At 38.5% G+C, this 20117-nt stretch carries 21 protein-coding genes; 17 read left to right on the top strand and 4 right to left on the bottom strand.

Going from position 1 to position 20117, the window contains the following annotated elements; translation table 11 throughout:
* Positions 1–160: 160 nt before the first annotated feature.
* Positions 161–601: an RrF2 family transcriptional regulator gene (locus B7E05_RS19800; RefSeq protein WP_080875822.1), complete on the bottom strand. Its 441-nt coding sequence runs from the start codon at positions 599–601 to the stop codon at positions 161–163.
* A gap of 157 nt (positions 602–758) precedes the next feature.
* Between B7E05_RS19800 and hmpA the strand changes: the two genes are divergently transcribed.
* Positions 759–1979 carry an NO-inducible flavohemoprotein gene (hmpA, locus tag B7E05_RS19795; RefSeq protein WP_080875821.1) on the top strand — a complete coding sequence of 407 codons (1221 nt, stop codon included), beginning with the start codon at positions 759–761 and terminating at the stop codon, positions 1977–1979.
* Between the two features lie 81 nt (positions 1980–2060).
* On the opposite strand, the gene B7E05_RS19790 is transcribed toward hmpA, so the two are convergent.
* Positions 2061–2666, bottom strand: a complete 606-nt coding sequence (locus B7E05_RS19790; protein ID WP_080875820.1) for a TetR/AcrR family transcriptional regulator — start codon at positions 2664–2666, stop codon at positions 2061–2063.
* A 208-nt stretch (positions 2667–2874) separates the two neighbouring features.
* Here B7E05_RS19790 and B7E05_RS19785 point away from each other — a divergent pair, with 208 nt between their 5' ends.
* From B7E05_RS19785 to B7E05_RS19765, 5 genes are all read left to right on the top strand, one after another.
* On the top strand, positions 2875–3606 hold the full coding sequence (locus B7E05_RS19785; protein ID WP_080875819.1) for a glucose 1-dehydrogenase: 732 nt from the start codon (positions 2875–2877) through the stop codon (positions 3604–3606).
* A gap of 21 nt (positions 3607–3627) precedes the next feature.
* Complete coding sequence (locus B7E05_RS19780; RefSeq protein WP_080875818.1) at positions 3628–4401, top strand: SDR family NAD(P)-dependent oxidoreductase; 774 nt, start codon at positions 3628–3630, stop codon at positions 4399–4401.
* A 572-nt stretch (positions 4402–4973) separates the two neighbouring features.
* Positions 4974–5966, top strand: coding sequence for an N-acetylglucosamine kinase (locus tag B7E05_RS19775; RefSeq protein WP_080875817.1), 993 nt, complete (start codon positions 4974–4976; stop codon positions 5964–5966).
* Positions 5953–6978 (top strand): serine hydrolase domain-containing protein, encoded by a 1026-nt coding sequence (locus tag B7E05_RS19770; protein WP_080875816.1) that lies wholly within the window; start codon positions 5953–5955, stop codon positions 6976–6978. The genes B7E05_RS19775 and B7E05_RS19770 overlap by 14 nt, the downstream gene beginning before the upstream one ends.
* Positions 6979–7125: 147 nt before the next feature.
* Positions 7126–7419: a YrhK family protein gene (locus tag B7E05_RS19765; RefSeq protein WP_080875815.1), complete on the top strand. Its 294-nt coding sequence runs from the start codon at positions 7126–7128 to the stop codon at positions 7417–7419.
* A 37-nt stretch (positions 7420–7456) separates the two neighbouring features.
* Here the strand turns inward: B7E05_RS19765 and corA are convergent, their stop codons facing one another.
* Complete coding sequence (gene corA, locus B7E05_RS19760) at positions 7457–8407, bottom strand: magnesium/cobalt transporter CorA (protein ID WP_080875814.1); 951 nt, start codon at positions 8405–8407, stop codon at positions 7457–7459.
* A gap of 204 nt (positions 8408–8611) precedes the next feature.
* Between corA and B7E05_RS19755 the strand changes: the two genes are divergently transcribed.
* The 11 genes from B7E05_RS19755 (at position 8612) to B7E05_RS19710 (ending at position 18591) form a co-directional block, all read left to right on the top strand.
* Positions 8612–9844 carry a helix-turn-helix domain-containing protein gene (locus B7E05_RS19755; protein WP_080875813.1) on the top strand — a complete coding sequence of 411 codons (1233 nt, stop codon included), beginning with the start codon at positions 8612–8614 and terminating at the stop codon, positions 9842–9844.
* Positions 9841–9966 (top strand): hypothetical protein, encoded by a 126-nt coding sequence (locus tag B7E05_RS22580; protein ID WP_281252490.1) that lies wholly within the window; start codon positions 9841–9843, stop codon positions 9964–9966. Before B7E05_RS19755 ends, B7E05_RS22580 begins: the two co-directional genes overlap by 4 nt.
* Positions 9967–10179: 213 nt before the next feature.
* A complete protein-coding gene (locus B7E05_RS19750; protein WP_080875812.1) occupies positions 10180–10542 on the top strand; it encodes a hypothetical protein in 363 nt (120 codons plus the stop codon).
* A gap of 116 nt (positions 10543–10658) precedes the next feature.
* Complete coding sequence (locus tag B7E05_RS19745; protein ID WP_080875811.1) at positions 10659–11819, top strand: FAD/NAD(P)-binding protein; 1161 nt, start codon at positions 10659–10661, stop codon at positions 11817–11819.
* 230 nt (positions 11820–12049) lie between these two features.
* Positions 12050–12718, top strand: a complete 669-nt coding sequence (locus B7E05_RS19740) for a response regulator transcription factor (RefSeq protein WP_080875810.1) — start codon at positions 12050–12052, stop codon at positions 12716–12718.
* Positions 12715–14079 carry a HAMP domain-containing sensor histidine kinase gene (locus B7E05_RS19735; RefSeq protein ID WP_080875809.1) on the top strand — a complete coding sequence of 455 codons (1365 nt, stop codon included), beginning with the start codon at positions 12715–12717 and terminating at the stop codon, positions 14077–14079. Before B7E05_RS19740 ends, B7E05_RS19735 begins: the two co-directional genes overlap by 4 nt.
* A 128-nt stretch (positions 14080–14207) precedes the next feature.
* Complete coding sequence (locus B7E05_RS19730; protein WP_080875808.1) at positions 14208–15119, top strand: ABC transporter ATP-binding protein; 912 nt, start codon at positions 14208–14210, stop codon at positions 15117–15119.
* Positions 15116–15826 (top strand): ABC transporter permease, encoded by a 711-nt coding sequence (locus B7E05_RS19725; protein WP_080875807.1) that lies wholly within the window; start codon positions 15116–15118, stop codon positions 15824–15826. Before B7E05_RS19730 ends, B7E05_RS19725 begins: the two co-directional genes overlap by 4 nt.
* Positions 15827–16555: an ABC transporter permease gene (locus B7E05_RS19720; protein WP_080875806.1), complete on the top strand. Its 729-nt coding sequence runs from the start codon at positions 15827–15829 to the stop codon at positions 16553–16555. It begins immediately after the preceding gene.
* 91 nt (positions 16556–16646) lie between these two features.
* Positions 16647–17627 carry a zinc-dependent alcohol dehydrogenase family protein gene (locus B7E05_RS19715; protein WP_080875805.1) on the top strand — a complete coding sequence of 327 codons (981 nt, stop codon included), beginning with the start codon at positions 16647–16649 and terminating at the stop codon, positions 17625–17627.
* 91 nt (positions 17628–17718) lie between these two features.
* The gene (locus B7E05_RS19710) at positions 17719–18591 is read left to right on the top strand and encodes an AraC family transcriptional regulator (protein ID WP_218672707.1); all 873 of its coding nucleotides are present in this window, start codon (positions 17719–17721) and stop codon (positions 18589–18591) included.
* Between the two features lie 350 nt (positions 18592–18941).
* On the opposite strand, the gene B7E05_RS19705 is transcribed toward B7E05_RS19710, so the two are convergent.
* Positions 18942–20045, bottom strand: a complete 1104-nt coding sequence (locus B7E05_RS19705; protein WP_080875804.1) for a DUF5067 domain-containing protein — start codon at positions 20043–20045, stop codon at positions 18942–18944.
* Between the last annotated feature and the right edge of the window lie 72 nt (positions 20046–20117).

Genomic DNA, 20117 nt, shown 5'->3' with positions numbered 1-20117 from the left:
TAAGATAAAAATTACTTGTTCCATCGAAGAGCTTTTATTTTTATCTGCCCGAACGAAATTTTTAGTAACGTATTATTTTAAATATGCATTTTAAAAGATGTTCTTGTTTGTGTACAGCATAACATGATAGTGAAATACAAGAATATCCTCCCCTCCACCTTCAATGTTCCATCCCCATCAATTCCTTCAGTTCTTCTTCATTCTGTATTAAATCCTCCAGCGTATATTCTTCCAGCACTTTAAAAAATTGAAACAACGCTTTATTCAACACGTGCTTCAAAGAACAGCCCGGCGAAATCACACAATGGTTGGTCCCTTTATCAAAGCATTCCAACAGATTAAAATCACTCTCCAGGGAGCGGATTAATAATCCAATATTAATATCTGAAGCAGGCTTCGCAAGACGAAAACCGCCGTTTCTTCCTCTTACAGATGTCAGTAATCCTCTTTTCGTTAAATCATGGACAACTTTTCGCAGATGCTCTGGTGAAATGGAATAGACATCCGATACTTCTTTAATGGTCGAAAGCTCTTCCTCTGACTTTAATCCTGCAAAAATCAAGACACGCAAAGAAAAATCTGTATATTTTTTTAAGTTCATGGTATCGCTCCATTTGTTAATTATTTCACATAATTGTAACATAAATTTGCTTATGACACATTGAATTCACATTATAACAGGAATAAAATAAAACATGTAAACAAAATACATCTTTTATTTATTGAAATGACTTTTATAAACAAAGGAGCGTTTTATAATGGGAGCTACAACAACAGAATTAGATCAAAAAACAATTGAAACGGTAAAGGCAACGGTTCCTGTTTTGCAGGAGCATGGGGAAGCAATTACAAGTCACTTTTATAAAATTATGTTAGAAAATCATCCAGAATTGAAAAATGTTTTTAACCAGACAAACCAACGGAAGGGCGGACAGCCAAAAGCATTGGCAAATACGGTGTATGCAGCCGCAGCAAATATCGAGCATTTAGAAGATATCTTGCCTCATGTAAAACAAATAGCACATAAACACACAAGCTTAAATATCAAGCCGGAACAATATCCTATCGTAGGAAAATATTTATTAATTGCGATTAAGGATGTGCTTGGAGAAGCTGCCACGGATGACATTATTAATGCATGGGAAAAAGCTTACGGTGTCATTGCTAATGTTTTTATCAGTGTTGAAAAAGAAATGTATGAAGAAAAGCAAAATGCGCCGGGAGACTGGGTTGGATTTCGTGATTTTACAGTCGTGAAGAAAATCCCTGAAAGTGAAGTCATTACTTCCTTTTATTTAAAACCTGCAGATAATGGCAAACTCCCAGCTTATCAACCCGGACAATATATCACAGTGAAAGCACAAATTGACGGAGAAACTTATGATCATTTACGTCAGTATAGTTTATCCACTGCGCCGGGACAGGATTTCTTGCGAATCAGTGTGAAACGGGAAGATGAGCATAATCCGGAAGGTATTGTATCTAATTACCTTCATAACCAAGTGGAAGAAGGAGCGATTCTTCCAATCACTTCACCGTCTGGGGATTTCGTATTAAATGAAACAGAACAAAAACCGTTAGTGTTGATTAGCGGAGGAGTCGGCTTAACCCCATTAATGAGTATGCTAGAAACTGCAATAGAAGAGCAGCCGGAGAGAGAAGTGATCTTTATTCATGCAGCAAGATCCCGGGCTTACCATGCGATGAAGGATAAAGTGGCATCTATTGCTGAGGCGAATAAACAAGTAACCTATTATACTGTTTATGCGGATAGCACTGGTGCAGACGCGTGTGATAAAGAAGGAAGAATCGACTTTGATTGGTTGAAAACCGTAATTCCAACAGTAGATGCATCTTTCTATCTCTGTGGACCAAAAGGTTTTATGGGTGCAATGGACGGCCATTTAAGAAACATGAATGTTGCCGATAATGATATTCACTTTGAATTATTTGCACCAATGGATGAGATAGCGAATTAAAATAAAGAGGCTGACCTCAAAAGTGTCAGCCTCTTTATATTAAAAACCTAAAAATAACGGAAAAGAGGTACAATTGATTACTTAAAAATGATTTAGCTTATATCTTGAAGAAGGATGATAATTTAATATTTTAATTAATTGATCTGTCATATCTTCCACTGGTATCTGGAAGTCACTTTTTATCCAGTTTATAATTAGCCCCCAAACACCATAGGCCCGATAAGTAATAAATAATTCATCATCCATATCCATATCAGGATTTGCATAGTTAGAAATATCATTTTTGTGTAGTTGAATAAGTGTATTGATAAATTGTGTCTGGAATCCAGGAATGCCTTCTGAATCCTTCCATAGTCGATAGAAATTAACATTATCCAGAATATGATAAAAAATAATTACATTGGAAGAGGATAAACTATCGACGGAAAGCCATTTTTTATTTTTATAGGGATAACGGAAAGATTTGATTAAATCCTCTAAGATAATATTAATTAAATCTTGAACCAATGATTCTTTATCTTGATAATGCCGATAAAACGTTGCCCGGTTATAGTCTGCCTGTGTTACGATATCTGTTACTGTAATACGGTAGTAATCCTTCTCATTCAGAAGCAGAATAAACGCACTCTGCAGGTTCCTTTTCGTTCTTCTAATCCGCCGGTCTATTCCTCCTTTGTCTGTAATCATAAATACAACCTCCCTTTTAATAGACTGATAATGCAACAGTATTTCTTTATATGTTGATTAACGATACAGATTGCTTATTTTTAATGATTGAATATATAGAATGAGTATTTATACTTAAATTAAGATCAACTTTGTAAGCGTTTACTTAATTTTATTTTACATGTATTCATGAAGTTACTCAATTAACTTATAAGGGAGGTAATTACGCATGGGCAGATTAAACGGAAAAGTGATTGTTGTGACAGGCGGCGCAAGAGGAATGGGGGCTCAACACGTAAGAAGAATGGTGGAAGAGGGAGCGAAAGTCGCAGCTACAGATATATTGGAAGATGACGGCAAAGAATTAGAAAAAGAGCTAGGTAATAATGTTCACTTCATAAAACATGATGTTACAAAGGCAGAAGATTGGGAAATGGTCATCCAAGAAACAGAAAAAATATTTGGGCCAATTAATGTATTGGTTAATAATGCAGGTATTGATATTTCTGAAATTGATTTAGAAGATTATCCGGAAGAAACGTATCGAAAAGTGATCGACGTGAATCAGGTTTCTGTATTTTTAGGAATGAAGCATGTTGCTCCGTCTATGAAAAAAGCTGAAGAAGGGTCCATTGTCAATATATCTTCACTTGCTGGCATTATTGGAGCATATAAAAAAGGAGCATACACCGCATCAAAATTTGCTGTAAGAGGGATGACAAAAGCAGCAGCACTTGAATTAGGTGAATTTGGTGTACGTGTGAATTCTGTTCATCCAGGATTTATAAGAACGCCAATGACAGAACATTTAATTAATGATGAATTAGTGAGTGCATTTCCTTTGAAGAGAGCAGGGGAGCCAGAAGAGGTTACCAACGTAGTCCTTTTTTTAGCATCTGATGAGTCCAGCTATGTAACGGGGATTGAGTTAGTAATTGATGGTGGATTAAGCGCACAATAAACGGAGATGGAGATGAATCGGATGAATAGATTAGCAGGAAAAGTAGCTATTATCACAGGTGCTGCAAGCGGAATGGGATTGGCCGGAGCACAATTATTTGCTAAAGAAGGTGCAAAGGTAGTTATCACAGATATTGAAGTGGACATGTTAGATGAAAAGAAAAATGAGATTGTTACAGACGGCGGAGACGCTATTGCTTTAAAACTGGATGTATCCGATCCAGAATCATGGAGTAAAGTAATTGATAAAACACTGGAACAATACGGGAAAATAGATATATTAATAAATAATGCCGGCATTCATATGGCAAAAGGGATTTTAGATGCTGAATTAGATGACTGGAATAAAGTAATGGCGATAAATACTACGGGTGTATGGTTAGGAATGAAAGCAGTGATTCCACATTTACAGAACCAAGGTGGAGGATCTATTGTGAATACTTCATCTATTGCTGCAATTGTTGGCGGGATTGGTGATGCAGAGGGAGCGGCATATAGTGCTTCCAAAGGGGCTGTACGATCTTTGACAAAGCATGCGGCACAGTGGTTTGGTAAAGATAACATCCGGGTAAATTCTGTTCACCCGGGCGCTATTTATACGGGAATGGCTGAAAAGACAGGAATTAAATCCCGTGAACAGATGGGAGAAACGTTTAAAGGGAGAACACCTTTGAAGCCTTATGCAGGAGAGTCCTCAGATATTGCAAATGCATATCTATATTTAGCATCGGATGAATCAAAATACGTCACAGGATTAGAATTAGTTGTTGACGGCGGATGGACAACCAGCTCTTAATTTAGAAGCTAAAAATAGGAATTTAACGTTTAGTTATTAATAAAGATGACATGAATCCTTTTTACTTTATATCATCATTCCCCTATAGGAATTTTTATAAAGTACTATGCTCCAGTTATAGTATTAAAGATTTGGCTATAATGGAGCCTAGTACCATAAAAAGTTATTCTCTTTAGCGCTATTATACAGACGAAGCAGATTAGCAGTAAATATATCTACAACAGATATAATGCACTAAGTTTCTTTCCACAGTTAAGCTCTTCATTTATTATTCGAATCTAGCCCTTTCCTGTACAAAAACATTCCTCCACAAGTTTTCCACTCCACACTAATTTGCATACAGATAAATAATCTCTTCTGTGATATAGTCAGTAACAACAGTAATTTTCCATGAGAAAACGTCAGATTCATCATGGATATCATTTCACAAAAAAACATACAATTTATTGAGCAGGTATGGGAGGTACTCCATGGTTTCTTCAAGACATGATGGTACAACGATACATTATCTTAATAAGGCATAAGAAGTATTACAACACGAATGTCGAAATCCTTATAAAGGGTGATAAAACATGTATATCTTAGGAGTGGATGGCGGAGGAACAAAAACCAAAGCGCTATTGTTTCATAAAACAGAGGGATTTGTATGGGAAACAGAAGCAGAAGCTGCAAATCCCCACAGTACCAGTTTCACACATTCTGCAAAAGTCGTCAGCCAAATAATAAGTAAAGCATGTGAACACAATTATTTATCCGAAAATACTGATTTATCGGTAGGTTTAGGAGTAGCGGGGTTAGGGAGAGAAGCGGATCAGAAAAAATGGTTGGAATACTTTCGGAAGACATCACCGCATAGGTTCTCCGGTAATGAAATCGTTGTGGAACATGATGGAACCATTGCGCTTTATTCAGAAACGTTTGGCGCAGATGGTATTGTGTCTATCTGCGGAACAGGAGCCATCACGCTTGGAATCCATCAATCTAAGACAGCCCGCGTTGGCGGGTGGGGGCATGTAATTGGAGGAGACCCGGGCAGCGGCTATGATGTAGGGTCACAAGCCTTGATAGCTGTATTCAATGAATTAGACGGGCTGGGACCGGAAACTGCGCTGACAGACCTTATTTTGAATGGAGAAGAAATTGACCGTATCGAAGAATTAGTTCCTATTATCTATCAACATTTTGAAAAACAGCGCGTGGCTGCATTTGCAAACTATGTCTTTCAAGCTGCTGAAATGAAAGATGAAATCGCAATAAAAATTATTCAAGAAACAGCTGAACAAATAGCGAATCGCGGTCAGGTATTGTTTGAAAGGCTGTTTCAAAGGACGGATGGGGCTGTTTCATTTGTATTGGCAGGAGGCATTTTTCAGAATGACTTCATCGTCGAAAAGGTGAAAGCGGAACTCGCTGCGATTCCTTCTTTGAACGTTTTAACATCGCAGAATTCACCTGTGATTGGAAGTATTGTTCTTGTTTTAAAACAGCAGGGTTATTTGCCGGAACAAATCAAAAAAATGCTGTCAGATACAGGGAGAAGAGGTGCTATAAATGAAGGCTTGTGAACAGTATTTAGAGGGATTAGTTACAAAAGATGAAATTCCCGCAGCTGTTTATCTTGTTAAGCATCATCAGCAACAGAAAACGTTACGAAGTGCAGGTTCCTTCTTAAACAATAAGGGAGAGAGAATCCCTGTTACGACAGACACTTACTTTGACCTGGCTTCTTTAACAAAAATGATGTGTACGCTGCCGAGTATTCTACTTTTACATCAACGAAAAGAGCTACATATAGACGATGCGGTAAATAAATATATACCTGCGTTTCCGCAAAAGCAGATCAGCATTCGCCATTTTTTACAGCATACCTCCGGTGTTTCCGCAGATTTATCTGTGAAAAACCGGTACCAGCAAAGAGACGTATGGAAAGAAATTTTAAACTGTACAGCAGATCACCCGCCAGAGACGCAGGTTTTATATAGTGATATCGGGATGATTGTGTTAGGAAAAGTTGTAGAAGCCATCACAAACCAACGGCTGGATGTCTTTGCGGATAAGGAATTATATCAGCCTTGGGGGATGAAAGACACTGGCTTTCTTCCTGAGAAAATAGAGAAAAATAAAATCGCTGCTACAGAAAAAGTTTGCGGGAAATATGTTCATGGTGAGGTACATGATGAAAAAGTCTATCATTTAGGCGGTGTTGGCGGTTCCGCGGGTTTATTTTCTAACATTTCCGATGTAGCGGCCTATGCCGATTATTGGCTGTATCCAGAAAAGCAGTCGATATTAAGACCGGAGACAATGGCCTTAATCAAAGAAAATGTAATCCAAAACCGAGGTTTAGGCTTTGAAGTATTATGCGATAAAACACTTGGAACTACTTGCGGACCAGCTTGGTCTATCGGTTCATTTGGACATACAGGATTTACAGGAACAAGTTTGTGGATTGACCCGAAAGAAGAAATTGTTACGGTGCTGCTTACCAATATGGTTCACTATGGGCGGCAGCATCGATTGTCTGAAATCAGGAAAAAGTTTCACACGATGGTTTATGAAACGCTGACTGCCGAGTAAACATATACCTAAAAAAAGAGTTGAACGATATGTTCATAGAGGAGGAATTTTCTTAACTTGGAACCATTTGATAAAATATTGATATGAGAATGACATAGAGTAAAAGATGAAAAAACTTTTAGAAACAATAAGCGAGGAGAGAACGGAATGCAGTTAAATAAAAATAATCCGGAATTAGATTTGCATTTAAGCAGAATAGAGTTAAGAGTAACCTCCATATATAAACTGCTTTATCAAATAAATGATTTAGTTCTCGGCCTGATTTTCCTTATTGGAAGCTTTTTATTTTTCAATGAAAATACAACCTTTGCCGGCACTGTTTTATTTGTTATTGGAAGTATACAAATGCTGATTCGCCCGGTTATTTCCATTGTTCACGATTTTCATTTGTCAAAGGTGCAGAAGCGTAGTACGCATCACAGAGAATCATCTAATAGGTAATCATCCAGGCATTTTGGTGCTGGATGATTACAGCATGTTAAAACCATTTTTTTACTTTAAAATAAATAATTAATCCAATGCTGATAAGCAGCATAACAACAAGTACCGCAAAGTAACCATCATCCCATTCTAATTCCGGCATATTCCCAAAGTTCATTCCATAAATTCCGGTAATTAATGTTAAGGGAAGAAAAATAACGGAAACCAGTGTCAGGATTTTCATGATATTGTTTAGACGGTAAGAATTGAAAGAATCGTAATTATCGCGGATGTCTCCAGTCATCTCTTCTGCAGATTTAATGGTATGCATCTGTTTAATGATATGGTCTTCAATATGGTGTATATACATTTTTTGTTTCTTTGTTTTTGTAAAACTGGTGTCTTCTTTCAAGTGTTGGATGAGTTCCTGCATTGGCATGGTGACACGTTTTAACTTAATAATCAAAGAACGTATCTGAAAAACATCCTCCATCAGTTTATTATCTGCAGTATCATTGACGTGTCTGTCTTCAAAAGAAAAGACTTCATCCTCGATATGATCGACATATTCAAAATAGCTATCAACGATAAAATCTAAAATAATAAAAGCTACATCTTCAGGCGTCACAGATTGAGAAGGATAACGTTTCTGAATTGCCGCTTCTACATCGCCCAGTTTTCCCAAACTACCCTTATGATAGGTTACAAGAATAGGCCCTTTCATAAAAAGATTAATTGCCTGTGCGCGATAATCTTCTGGATTGATTAAATGACAAACTAAAAATTGATACTCCGGATATTTTTTCAATTTTGGCCGTGACACCGTTTTAATGGTATCCTCAATAGCCAGCGGGTCGAAATGAAATTGGGAAGCCAGCAATTTGCTTTCCTCTGCACTTGCATTGACAAAATCGTACCATATAAAACTCGCATCATTTGGAACAGCAGTATCGTTTTCAGCTCGTTTCCATTCTTTTGCATTTGTCTGGTAGTAGATAGATATTGGCATGATGCAACCCCTTCTTATTACCTTTATTCACATGCATTATTTTTTATCATATCAATTTTTTTCATGGCTTGCGAGAAATTATATGGTTTCATCCTACTTTACGGATGATAAATAAATCCTAAAATAAAAAAGAATCCTTCTATTTTTAAATGAAATTATGTTACATTTAGATTAGGGAAATTTTCATGAAGAGGAGAGAGGATTTTGGATTTAGGACAAAAACTTAAATATTTACGAAATAAGCAGCATTCTACCCAGCATGAGATTGTTGAAGGTATTTGCTCTGTATCTTATTACAGCAAGATTGAAACTGGTAATGTCGTTCCTAATGAAGAGATTCTACAGTTGCTGGCTGAAAGGTTTGGTATATCGTTTGAGGATTTAGTACAAATAGATGATGTGGTAAATGATAAGGTTATTCAAAGAGTAGAATATATATATCAATTGATTAAGGAAAACATGCCCGCAGCCGAAGAAGCTTATCAATCATTTTTAAAAGAATTTGAAAAATCTTCAGATCCTGGAATGAGGCTGCTCATCAGCTTAATAGAATTACGATTTGCATTAAGAGCTTCAACAATCGAAGAGGTTGAAAGAAAATTTCAAGAAGCAGAATCTTTGCAAGATTATAGTAATATGAAAATAATGCCTTTATTTAATAGAGTTTGCGGCCTATATTATTATAAAACCGGGAATTATGATGCCGCATTAGAGTTATATTTAGGGCTGGCGAATGCATTGAACTTTCCGTATAAAGCAGATATTCATTATGAAATATCTCTAACATATAACCGTAAAGATAATATATATAAGTCCATTCAACATCTAGAAATAGCTTTAGATAAGTATTTACAGGAAATGAACTATGATCAATGTACTGTTTGTTATTTTCTGTTGGGCATTAATTATTTTAAGATGGGAAATTATGATGAAGCCATTGACTATTATTTCCGGGTGGAGAAAGTCATTAACAATAATAGAGACCTGCAACGAAAAGTGTATCATAATTTAGGACTTGCCTATGAAAAAAAGAAAGATTTGAACAAGGCTATTTATTATTATCAAGAGAGCCTTTCTGCATCAATGGAAGAGCAACATGGTCTGAAAACAATTCTCACGTTGGCAGAGTTATATTTGCGTATAGAAAATAAAGAAGAAGCAAGCCAGCATATTACAAAAGGTGCAGCCTTAGCTGACAAATATAGTATGGAAGAATATAAGATTAAATTTTATGTTCTTCAATTACAGTTAAATGGAGATTGTGTAGCAACATACTTGGAAACGGTTGCGATTCCTTTTTGTGAAGAAAATAACGATAGGGAATTCCTGATTCACTATAATGTGATGTTATCTGATTATTATTCTCAAAATAAGCAATATAAACAAGCTTATTTTAAGATAAAAAATGTTTTGGATATGAAAGGAGGGATCGGATGAAGAAATTAGTTATTGCTGGACTGGTAGTATTCGCACTTTTCGGTGTAACGATGAATGTCAGCGCTGCTGTTGGAATCGAATATCCTGATTCGACACTCAGCATTGAACCAGAGGATGCTTAAGTGACATGTCTTTATAATGTATGTTTAAAAAGTTATCTGATGCCATTGAGTTGGTGGAAGGTAGCTTTTTAATTTGGCAGGAACAGTTATGGATGGATTAGTCCTTTTAGAAGAATGATGTTGTTTTTATGTCATCTTCATGGTAAAGTAAATATATTTCCGTTATAAATCGTAACGATTACGTTTGAAGAGAATTATCAGGAGGTGTTTGATTTGGATAGTTACTTAGGGAAAAAGCTTCAGGAAAAAATGATAGATCGCTTTCTTACCAAGGAAGAACGATTGTTATTTAGAAAAGTGATAAGTATGGAAGATATGATTTCTGAAAAAGCATTGACTCCTGAACACTTTATGGATTTGCTTCGAACGGAATCTCCTCATAGGCATATCGCTGAAGCGTTTGATTTATCCTTACCTGAACTTTTAGAAGTATTAAAGGAAATAGAAGCAAAAATAGATTTAAATACAGAAAAGGTAATAACAGAAACACGTTGGCTTGATTGTACAAATGTTGTTTCCGCTGATTTTGAGGTTCAAAAAAACAGGAGATATTTTTATACAGAGGGATTGGAATAAATGATATTGGGTAGAAAAATAAAACTTCAGATAATGGCTCAGATGAATAAACAAAAATTTTTGTTATTCAACCGTAACAATTACGGTTTAAAATCTATAAAGAAAGAGGGATATGGATGTATAAATGGATTGTGATTGGAGGAGGAATTCAAGGGAGTTGCGTAGCTTTACTCTTGCTTGAAGAGGAGAAAGTAGAGACAGAGGATTTATTGATAATCGATCCGCATCAACAGCCGCTGGAGAGGTGGCGCACGATTACGGATAAGATAGAAATGTCGTATTTACGCTCTCCCCTCGTTCATCACCTAGATGCTGATCCATACAGTTTAAAAAAGTATTCTTCTAAACACAACTATGCCTCCGGATTTAAAGGACAATATCAGCGGCCGCGTTTAGACATGTTTAATCAGCATAGCATGGATTTACTGGAGAAAATAGGTGTTATGGCGTGTTGGCTGCAAGGAGAGGTATCCGGACTTTCTTGGACGGAATCTGGCTGGAAGGTTTGTGTTGCAGATGGCCGTTGTTTTGTTAGTGAGCGTGTCGTACTTGCGATGGGAGTAAACCATACTCCCCATTATCCATCATGGGCTGAAACTTGTAGAGATCATGCGTCCGTGAAACATGTATTTGAAATGGATAATGAACTTCCTGAGACAGGGGATGTCATTGTTATTGGCGGCGGAATGACTGCAGCGCATCTTGCTTATGCACTCACACAAAAAGAATCGATTGATTCTGTCACAATGGTGAAGCGGCACCCATTACGGATTCATCATTTTGATAGTGACCCGGGGTGGCTTGGACCTAAATATTTAAATAAATATGATAAGCTGACAAGCTATAAAGAAAGACGGGAAGTCATCCAACATGCAAGGAATCGAGGGTCTGTCACCAGAGACTTATATTTGAAGCTGCTGCAACAAGAGAGAACCGGAAGATTAGATATGTATACTGGTTGTATTCAAGAATGGATAGAAAATGCTGATGGAACAATGCAGCTGGTTATGGAAGATCAAGAAAAGTTGAAAGGAAGTACTATTATGCTGGCGACTGGTTCATCTGTTGCCATGCCGGGGAAAGAATGGCTGGATCCGGTCATAAAGCATATGCATTTGCCGTGTGCGCCTTGCGGGTTTCCGATTGTTACCAAAGAACTTGAATGGAAAAACGGGCTTTTTGTAGCGGGGGCGTTAGCGGAATTGGAGATTGGTCCGGTTTCCAGAAATATTGCCGGTGCGAGAAAGGCTGCAGAACGGATTTTGCAGTATGCTTAAGGGAAAGGGATAGAGAGTTGGAACCGTCTCATGGTCTATGGACTATTGTGTGAGGCGAATTTTTTGTTTTGAATGAAGGCAGGCATGTTATTTAAATTTTGTTTAAAAATAAAAGAATTTCGCACTTTTCTTCTCTGTAATTGGTATGATTGAGTACAGAGAAGTAATTGTGTTTTAGGAATAGTTACTGGTTAGAAAGTGAAAAATTGGCTAATAAAGAGGTGGGACAATTGGCACATATCCTATATATTGAGGACGAAAAAGAAATCGGACAATGGGTAACAGAAGATTTAACAGGACGGGGTCATCAAGTAACTTGGCTAATATCCGGGAGTGAATTAGAAACATATATAAACGATATAGATCTGGCTATTTTGGATATTATGCTGCCGGGGCTTGACGGTTTCTCCATTGGAAAACGAATCAAAAAAGCGAATCAGGAAACGCCGATTGTGATGTTATCCGCGCGTTCCGCGGTGGAGGACAAGATAGAAGGGTTGAGCTTTGCGGACGATTATGTGACAAAACCATTCCATCCAGATGAGTTAGCTGCACGTGTGGATGTCTTGCTTCGCCGTTTTCAAAAGAAAGAAGATACGCTGGAAATTGGCCATCTGCATATAGATATGAAATCCTTGGTGATTATAAATAAAAATACAGATGCGGAAATACTGCTGACAGGAAAGCAATTTCAACTGTTTCAATACTTCCTGCGCCACTTGAATCAAATCCTGACAAAAGAACAGCTTTATGAAGGCGTATGGGGAGAACAGTATATGGAAGGGGATAAAACATTGATGGTGCATATCCGTTATCTGCGTGAAAAAATGGAAGAAAATCCGGCGAAACCGACGATTATTGAGACGATTCGCGGGATTGGGTATCGGGTGAAAAAATGAAACGATTTTTAAAATCTTTATTAGCGAAATATATATTGATTATACTTATTGCTATTTTTTTAATACAAGCAGCCTATTTTGCCTTCATTTTTGTTTTTTTTAATTTAGTTGATGATTCCAATACTCCGGAAGTAGGACAGAATACATATGATGAGATAGAAGAAAAATGGCATCAGGAAGCTGGTCAAGTTGTATCCGAAGACGATGCGGCCGCTTTATTTGCGGAGTGGCAGGAGATTTACCCGACCGCTTCCATGTTCCGGGTAGATGGAGACGGTGTTTTGGATGTGCAAAGGAATTTGCAGGAAAATTTACCAGATAGATGGGATATTACCTATACCGTGCAATTTTTAAAAAATCATTATGAGAATGACCCATTTACAGTCGTTGCTTTTACAGGGGAAAATGAAGACGATGGTTTTGTCGTTTTTCAGCTGCCTCGAGAAGTGATGCAGACTAATGCACAACGCCTTTTCAATCAGTATAGTTGGGCTGCTATTATTTTGACAATGGTCGTCGTATTTTTATTTATTTTCCTTTCCTTATGGTTCTTCAAAAGAATTCGTAAACGCCTGGTGCATCTTCAGGAAGCAATGGAAATTCGGGATACGGATGGTTTGCCGATCCTTATTGAAGAAAAGAAACAGGACGAGATTGGGGATTTAGAGAAGTCCTTTAACCGTATGGTACAGGAAATAAGAGACAGCAGAGAACGTGAACAGGAAGAGGAGCAGTTGCGAAAAGAATTGATTGCTAATTTATCCCATGATTTACGGACGCCCTTAACTAAAATAAATGCACAAGCTTATACATTACAGAAAATGGATTTGCCAGAAGAGGCGAAGCGGTCTCTAAAATTGACATCCGCATCGATTGAAGACGTGGATAAATTAATTGAAAATCTTCTATCGTATACACTGCTGATGGCGAGCAAATATAGGAAAGAATTAAAAGAAGTCGATATGCCGCGATTCCTTCGTCAATATTTAGCAGCCTGGTACCCTGTTTTTGAGAAAGAAGGATTTGAAATAGACGTTGATATGGAAGGTTTTGAAGAGAACACATGGGAAATCGATGCCTTATGGTTCAGCCGGATTTTGGATAATCTCCTGCAAAATGTGCTGCGCCATGCGGCAGACGGCAAATATATTGCTGTGCGGACAGAGGAAACGGAGCAGCATGATGCGATTGTTATTTCAGATAAAGGAAAAGGTATGCAGACAGGAACCAAGCAAAAAGGGGAAGGAATCGGTCTTTCGATTGTTGATATGATGGTGAAAGGGATGGATCTGGATTGGGAGATGAATTCTACGGAACAGGGAACCGAGATAAGGATTATGAGAGTGAAAAGAGACGGGTGACATAAACTGTCTCTTTTTTTGTGCGCTTTATCAAATGGCGTTTTCTAATCTTTTTAACCAAATTTTAAACAAAGCCTATACCTCGTTTTAACCTCACACCTTTATCCTTAAAAATAGAGGTGATAAACATGGAATATATCGTAGAAACGAAGCATTTAACCAAATCATTTGGAAAAGAAAAAGCAGTATCTAATTTGGAAATGAAGATACCAAAAGGGGAGATATACGGCTTTTTAGGTCCAAACGGAGCTGGAAAAACAACAACGATTCGTATGCTGTTGGGATTAATGCGGCCGACTTCCGGATCTGTTCAATTATTCGGCAAGGATATGAAAAACAACCGGATAGACATTTTGAAGCATGTTGGTTCGCTGGTAGAAAATCCTTCTTATTATCCGCATTTAACGGCCAGAGAAAACTTGGAAGCAAACAGAAAAATCCTGCATGTACCAAAGAAAAGAATCGATGAAGTGCTGAAGCTGGTACGTCTAGACGGGGTTGGTAATAAAAAAGTAAAAGGATTTTCACTTGGGATGAAGCAGCGCCTCGGGATTGCTGCGGCAATGCTGCATCAGCCGGAGCTGTTGATTTTGGATGAACCTACGAATGGGCTCGATCCATCCGGCATCATTGAAATGCGTGAGCTGATTCAAAGGCTGCCGAGAGAATATGGCATGACGGTAGTGATATCCAGCCATTTATTATCTGAAATTGATCAGATGGCTACGAGAGTCGGGGTTGTGTCGAAAGGGAAAATGATTTTTCAAGATTCGATTGAATCCATGCGTAAAATTGCGCAGGCTTCTATCCAGGTGAGGGTAGATGATAATGAAGCGGCGTGGCGTTCCCTGCTTGCTAATGGTCAAAAGGCAGATTTAGGGGAAGAGAGTGTTCTTCTGCAGGCGGAAGATGATGAGCAGGTGGCAGCTTCTATCCACTACCTCGTCCAGCAAGGTTTCTCTATTTATCGCGTGCAAGAGGAAAAACGGTCTTTAGAGAATATCTTTCTGGAGATGACGAAGGAGGAGCAGGCAGGATGATTCTTCCACTGATACAATCGGATTTTTTAAAGATAAAACGTAAAGGGATGTGGCTGCTTTGCCTAATTGGCCCTTTTGGTGTAGTAGCCCTGCAGATGGTCAATTATGGTGTGCGAAAGGATTACTTATTTGAGCAGATGGATGACCGCTGGCTTTACTATTTGATGAATATTAATACCTTTACCCCGCTGGCGGTCGTTTTAGGAATTGTGATTTTGACGTCTTTTATGGCGAGTATTGAGGATGAAACCAATGCCTGGAAGCAGTTAGTAGCGTTGCCTGTGTCTAAGCGGGCGGTCTATCTATCGAAGTTTGCAGTCATCAGCTGTATCTTATTCTTATCGTCTGTCCTTTTATTCCTGTTTATGTTTGGTTATGGAGTGGTACTGGGGTTAGGCGCAGATATACCGTACTTACGGTTAATAGAATACAGTTTTTTCCCTTTCTTTGCGGCGCTGCCTGTATTAGGGCTGCATCTCTGGGTGGCTACGATAAGCAAGAATCAGGCTATCCCGGTGACCTTAGGCGTGATTGGTGTTATTTTGGCCTATTCTGCGCCGCTTTTACCGGATTGGGTAATTTGGAAATGGCCGGACCTATCGAATGAATGGGGGCATTCCTATATCAATGCGTTATTAGGAATCGGCTTCGGATTGGTGTTGTATTTGTTGGGAATGATTGATTTTAAAAGAAGGGACGTTAAATAAATGTTTTCCGTGATAAGTTCTGAGTGGTATAAGCTGCGAAAGTCAAAGGTATTATTACTTCTATTGGTGGCGCCACTGGTTGGATTATTAATAGGATTGTCCAGTTCATTAGGCGATATAGGAGCAACCAATCAATGGTATGAAAAATTGATAATGATGAATTTTACTTACGCTGTTTTATTCTTACCGTTGATAACAGGCGTTCTAGCTAGCGTGATTTGCCGCTATGAGCACCAGGAGGGAGGCTGGAAACAGTTGTTGGCACTTCCGGTAACAAGAGGAAAAGTATTTCTTTCCAAATATATGTTATTACTGCTTCTTGTGTTAGGGATGCAATTCCTGTATCTGGTTTCTATTTATATAGTAGGCATGATAGAAGGGATTATAGATCCTTTTCCCATGGAGATTGTTTGGAAAACAATTATAGGAGGCTGGCTGGCAACATTTCCGTTAATTGCTTTACAGCTATGGGTTTCGATTGCTTTTAAAAGCTTTGCCGCTCCATTTTCGATAAACGTTATCTTTACATTGCCGACCATTTTAGTAATTAATTCGGAGCGGTTTGGACCATATTACCCTTGGGGACAGCCATTTTTAATGATGAATGTTGGCGGAAGTGCAGAGGATTTCTTTTTTATTCCTTGGGACCAAATTTTAATGGTTATTGGCGGCAGTTTTTTATTATTTTTCATTGGAGGTTACCTTTATTTTCAGCGAAAAGCAGTTTAATAGGAAGGAGTATAAAAGGGATAGCAGTCGTCTGCTGTTCCTTTTTCCATTATAATAGAAGATAAAGCTTTTAAAGAGAGGATATCTTAACGTGCGGAACAGATATATTTATTGTGATACATTTGGTAATCCGAATGACGTATTAAAGATAACAGAAAAAGAAATCGCTCCTCCTGAAGCAGGAGAAGTGCTTGTACGCATGCTGGCCAGACCGATTAATCCGTCTGACTTAATCCCGGTTAGAGGCAGTTATGCGCACAGAATTCCGCTGCCCTATATTCCAGGCTATGAAGGTGTTGGGGTTGTAGAGGACGTCGGAACTAATGTCAGCACAGAGCTTGTTGGCAAGCGTGTTTTACCGTTACGCGGGGAGGGGACTTGGCAGGACTTTGTCAGAGCGCCAGCTGCATTTGCTGTATCTGTGCCGGAATCTATTGATACGACACAAGCTGCACAACTATATATTAACCCTGTAACGGCATGGGTAACTCTGACAGAGATATTGCAATTACAGCCAGGTAGTGTGCTGGTAGTTAATGCTTGTGGGTCAGCAATAGGACACTTATATGCACAGTTTGCAAAAGTTTTAAATGTACGTTTGATTGCAATTGTGAGAAATAGCAAACATACACAGAAACTTTTAAATCTTGGTGCTTCTGAAGTAGTGGATACGTCAAGCCAATCGCTTTTTGAAATGGTGATGAGTAAAACGAATGGAAAAGGAGCCGATGCCGCGATTGATTTGTTGGGGGGAAATGCAGGTTCTGAGTTAGCTGGCTGTTTGCGCAGTCAGGGACATTTTTTGAGTATCGGCTTGTTGTCTGGCCAGCAGATGGATTGGGGAGCCTTTGCGGATAAAGTGAAAATGAATATTTTTCATTTGAGGCATTGGAATAAGAAGGCAAGACAGGCGGAATGGCAGGCAACCTTCCAGCAAATCATCAGGCTTGTGGAGAAGAAAGAGCTGCTGCTCGGTATGGAGAAAGCACACTATAGTTTGACAGATATAAAGCAGGCGCTGGATACAGTTACGGATGGCAGAAAGGGAAAAGTCATCTTATCTAGCAGCTGACGATGTTTATCCGATAAAACCCGTTTCTTTTTTGTCGAGTCATTTTTACGAATAGCTTCTATACTTGAACTAATGGAAGGGAGGAAAAGAATTGCAAAGCAGCATGAATGAAGCGTTACAGTATATTGAGGAGCACCTAGACACAGAAATCGATGAGAAAGAAATTGAAAAAATCACCGGCACTTCGATTTATCATTTCCGGCGCATGTTTTCATTCCTGTCCGGGATGACGCTGACTGCCTATATCCGTAATCGAAAGCTTTCCAATGCAATGTTTGACCTGCTGCGGGAGGATGTTCATGTAACGGATACTGCTTTTAAATATGGTTACAGCTCTGTCGATGGTTTCTCCCGTGCATTCCGGGAATGGGCGGGGTTCAAACCTTCTGAAGTAAAACAGCAGCAAAAGCAGGAACTTAAAGCTTTTCCAAAACTCACCTTCCAATTAACGATGCAAGGAGGAGCAGAAATGAATTATCGAATTGTGGAAAAAGAAGCATTTCAAATCATTGGTGTCAGTAAAAAGGTGCCAATGCAATTTGAAGGAGTTAATCCGGAAATTGAAAATTTGGCGCAAAGTATTACGGATAAGCAGAAAGACAAGATGCATGAACTCGCTAATTTAGAGCCGAAACAGGTAATCAATGCTTCCTATAACTTTGATGACGGAAGAATGGACGAAGAAGGTTATTTGGAGCATATGATTGGTGTATTGACTGATGAAGAAGGCCCTTTTGAAGGGCTGGATGTGGTAGATGTGTCTGCGCATACCTGGGCTATTTTCTCTTCACAGGGACCGTTCCCGCAAACGATGCAGGAAACATGGGCGAAAATAGCAGCAGAATGGCTACCTTCCTCTGATTACGAATTAGTGAAAGCACCTGAAGTCTCTTTTGTAGAAGATGATAGTGATTTGAATAATGTATATAGTGAGATTTGGATGGCCGTGCAGAGAAAAGGTTAGAAGGAACACAAATACGAAAAACGAGGTACCAATTATGGCTCCTCGTTTTTTCGTTGTTGGTGATGTTAGTTTTGGGCATCTATGCAGGCTGATACTTGACCAAACTATTTAGCGGATAACCTATACACCATTTTCATTTACGCATCAGTATAGAGTGCGAAAGCGCACATCATACACCCTACCCCAACAAGGTTTAAAAACTGGAAAAGTGCTAACCTCCTTAGTAATTGATGTGCGCCTGAGGTTAGCACTACATATTCATTTAGGCTTATCATACGTGTTACTGCTATTTTATCCTATCCTATTCTATTTATAAAGAAAATAGGATGCTTTACACAAACAAGTTATGTTTAATCCTCCACATTATAATTGATACGCATTGCATAATCCGGGAAAGTGAGCAATGTCGGGTTTAGGTAGAGTAACTTGACATCCTCCATATTCTCGTCAATGACTTCAAGGTATACGGTTCCTTCTATCGTTTCTCCAGGACTAATTTCCCCTTCAGGCCCCTCATATAAATCTTCTACAACTTGACCATCTATGACAAGATTGTCCGAATAAATGGCTTCTTGCCCATTTGCAAAAGCGCTAGGGAATGTACTGTATAAAGATACATCTTCCTCTAATTGATTCTCGAATTCCATATCGATTGCAAAGAAAGAACTGTCATCATCAAACCTTTCAATACCTTCATAATCTTCTACAACTTCTATGTTACTGATATTTACTCTATAAAAGCTATCTTCTCCCTGGCCAAATAGATACATATCCTCTCCAATGTCATATGTACCAATTTTGTCTCGTCGTTCTTCCTGTGGGGTATGGAAAACAATTTCAGGGACATCTTGGGTGATATTCCACATTAATGCACTGGTATATTGGTCTTTTTTATCTGCAGGAACAGTTCCAATGACATCCATAGACTCACCTGCCTCCAAAGGTACCTGGAAGGACTCCGTAAAGTCAGTAAATGTATCGTTTTCTGGATAGCTTAAATCAAGCTCTGTATTTGCATCGGTATATTCTGGAATTAAATCTCCCATTGTCATATCGGTATCCCCGACATTTTTAACCGTATAATCAACAAACACGACAACATCATCTTCCGTAGGGGAAGCGATATTATCCTCAATATATTCTTGATGTTCCGGATCATCCTCAATCCATATATCATTGACGGTAACTTCTGCAGGCACATCGGAATAATACCCTATCATTTCAAATGTTTCTCCAATTTCATGGTAGAGGTCAGAAGCTCCTGATTCGACATCTGCATCTTCTTCCTCTGCTTCTGCGTCATCGGCGGAAACACTTTCTGTTTGACCTTCTGCGTTGGAATCTCCATTGTTCTCTTCAGAATTAGAGCTGCATCCAATCATAAAGACTGCGAGAGCAATAAATAAAATAAGTGCTAGAAAATAATGTGGTATTTTTGATGTTTTATGTATCATTATACGTCCTTCCTTATTATTTTTTGAAATTTGAGCAAATTATTTCTTGTTTATACTGTACCATTTAGAGAG

The organism is Oceanobacillus timonensis, from assembly GCF_900166635.1.
Taxonomy (GTDB): Bacteria; Bacillota; Bacilli; order Bacillales; family Amphibacillaceae; genus Oceanobacillus; species Oceanobacillus timonensis.
The sequence above is the reverse complement of the archived record's forward strand: the minus strand, read 5'-3'. Positions and strand labels throughout refer to the sequence as shown.

Bases quoted from the DNA above. Each gene is read 5' to 3' on its own strand.
- B7E05_RS19800 (WP_080875822.1), bottom strand. From the start codon at position 601: ATGAACTTAAAAAAATATACAGATTTTTCTTTGCGTGTCTTGATTTTT.
- hmpA (WP_080875821.1), top strand. From the start codon at position 759: ATGGGAGCTACAACAACAGAATTAGATCAAAAAACAATTGAAACGGTA.
- B7E05_RS19790 (WP_080875820.1), bottom strand. From the start codon at position 2,666: ATGATTACAGACAAAGGAGGAATAGACCGGCGGATTAGAAGAACGAAA.
- B7E05_RS19785 (WP_080875819.1), top strand. From the start codon at position 2,875: ATGGGCAGATTAAACGGAAAAGTGATTGTTGTGACAGGCGGCGCAAGA.
- B7E05_RS19780 (WP_080875818.1), top strand. From the start codon at position 3,628: ATGAATAGATTAGCAGGAAAAGTAGCTATTATCACAGGTGCTGCAAGC.
- B7E05_RS19775 (WP_080875817.1), top strand. From the start codon at position 4,974: ATGTATATCTTAGGAGTGGATGGCGGAGGAACAAAAACCAAAGCGCTA.
- B7E05_RS19770 (WP_080875816.1), top strand. From the start codon at position 5,953: ATGAAGGCTTGTGAACAGTATTTAGAGGGATTAGTTACAAAAGATGAA.
- B7E05_RS19765 (WP_080875815.1), top strand. From the start codon at position 7,126: ATGCAGTTAAATAAAAATAATCCGGAATTAGATTTGCATTTAAGCAGA.
- corA (WP_080875814.1), bottom strand. From the start codon at position 8,407: ATGCCAATATCTATCTACTACCAGACAAATGCAAAAGAATGGAAACGA.
- B7E05_RS22580 (WP_281252490.1), top strand. From the start codon at position 9,841: ATGAAGAAATTAGTTATTGCTGGACTGGTAGTATTCGCACTTTTCGGT.
- B7E05_RS19745 (WP_080875811.1), top strand. From the start codon at position 10,659: ATGTATAAATGGATTGTGATTGGAGGAGGAATTCAAGGGAGTTGCGTA.
- B7E05_RS19735 (WP_080875809.1), top strand. From the start codon at position 12,715: ATGAAACGATTTTTAAAATCTTTATTAGCGAAATATATATTGATTATA.
- B7E05_RS19730 (WP_080875808.1), top strand. From the start codon at position 14,208: ATGGAATATATCGTAGAAACGAAGCATTTAACCAAATCATTTGGAAAA.
- B7E05_RS19725 (WP_080875807.1), top strand. From the start codon at position 15,116: ATGATTCTTCCACTGATACAATCGGATTTTTTAAAGATAAAACGTAAA.
- B7E05_RS19720 (WP_080875806.1), top strand. From the start codon at position 15,827: ATGTTTTCCGTGATAAGTTCTGAGTGGTATAAGCTGCGAAAGTCAAAG.
- B7E05_RS19705 (WP_080875804.1), bottom strand. From the start codon at position 20,045: ATGATACATAAAACATCAAAAATACCACATTATTTTCTAGCACTTATT.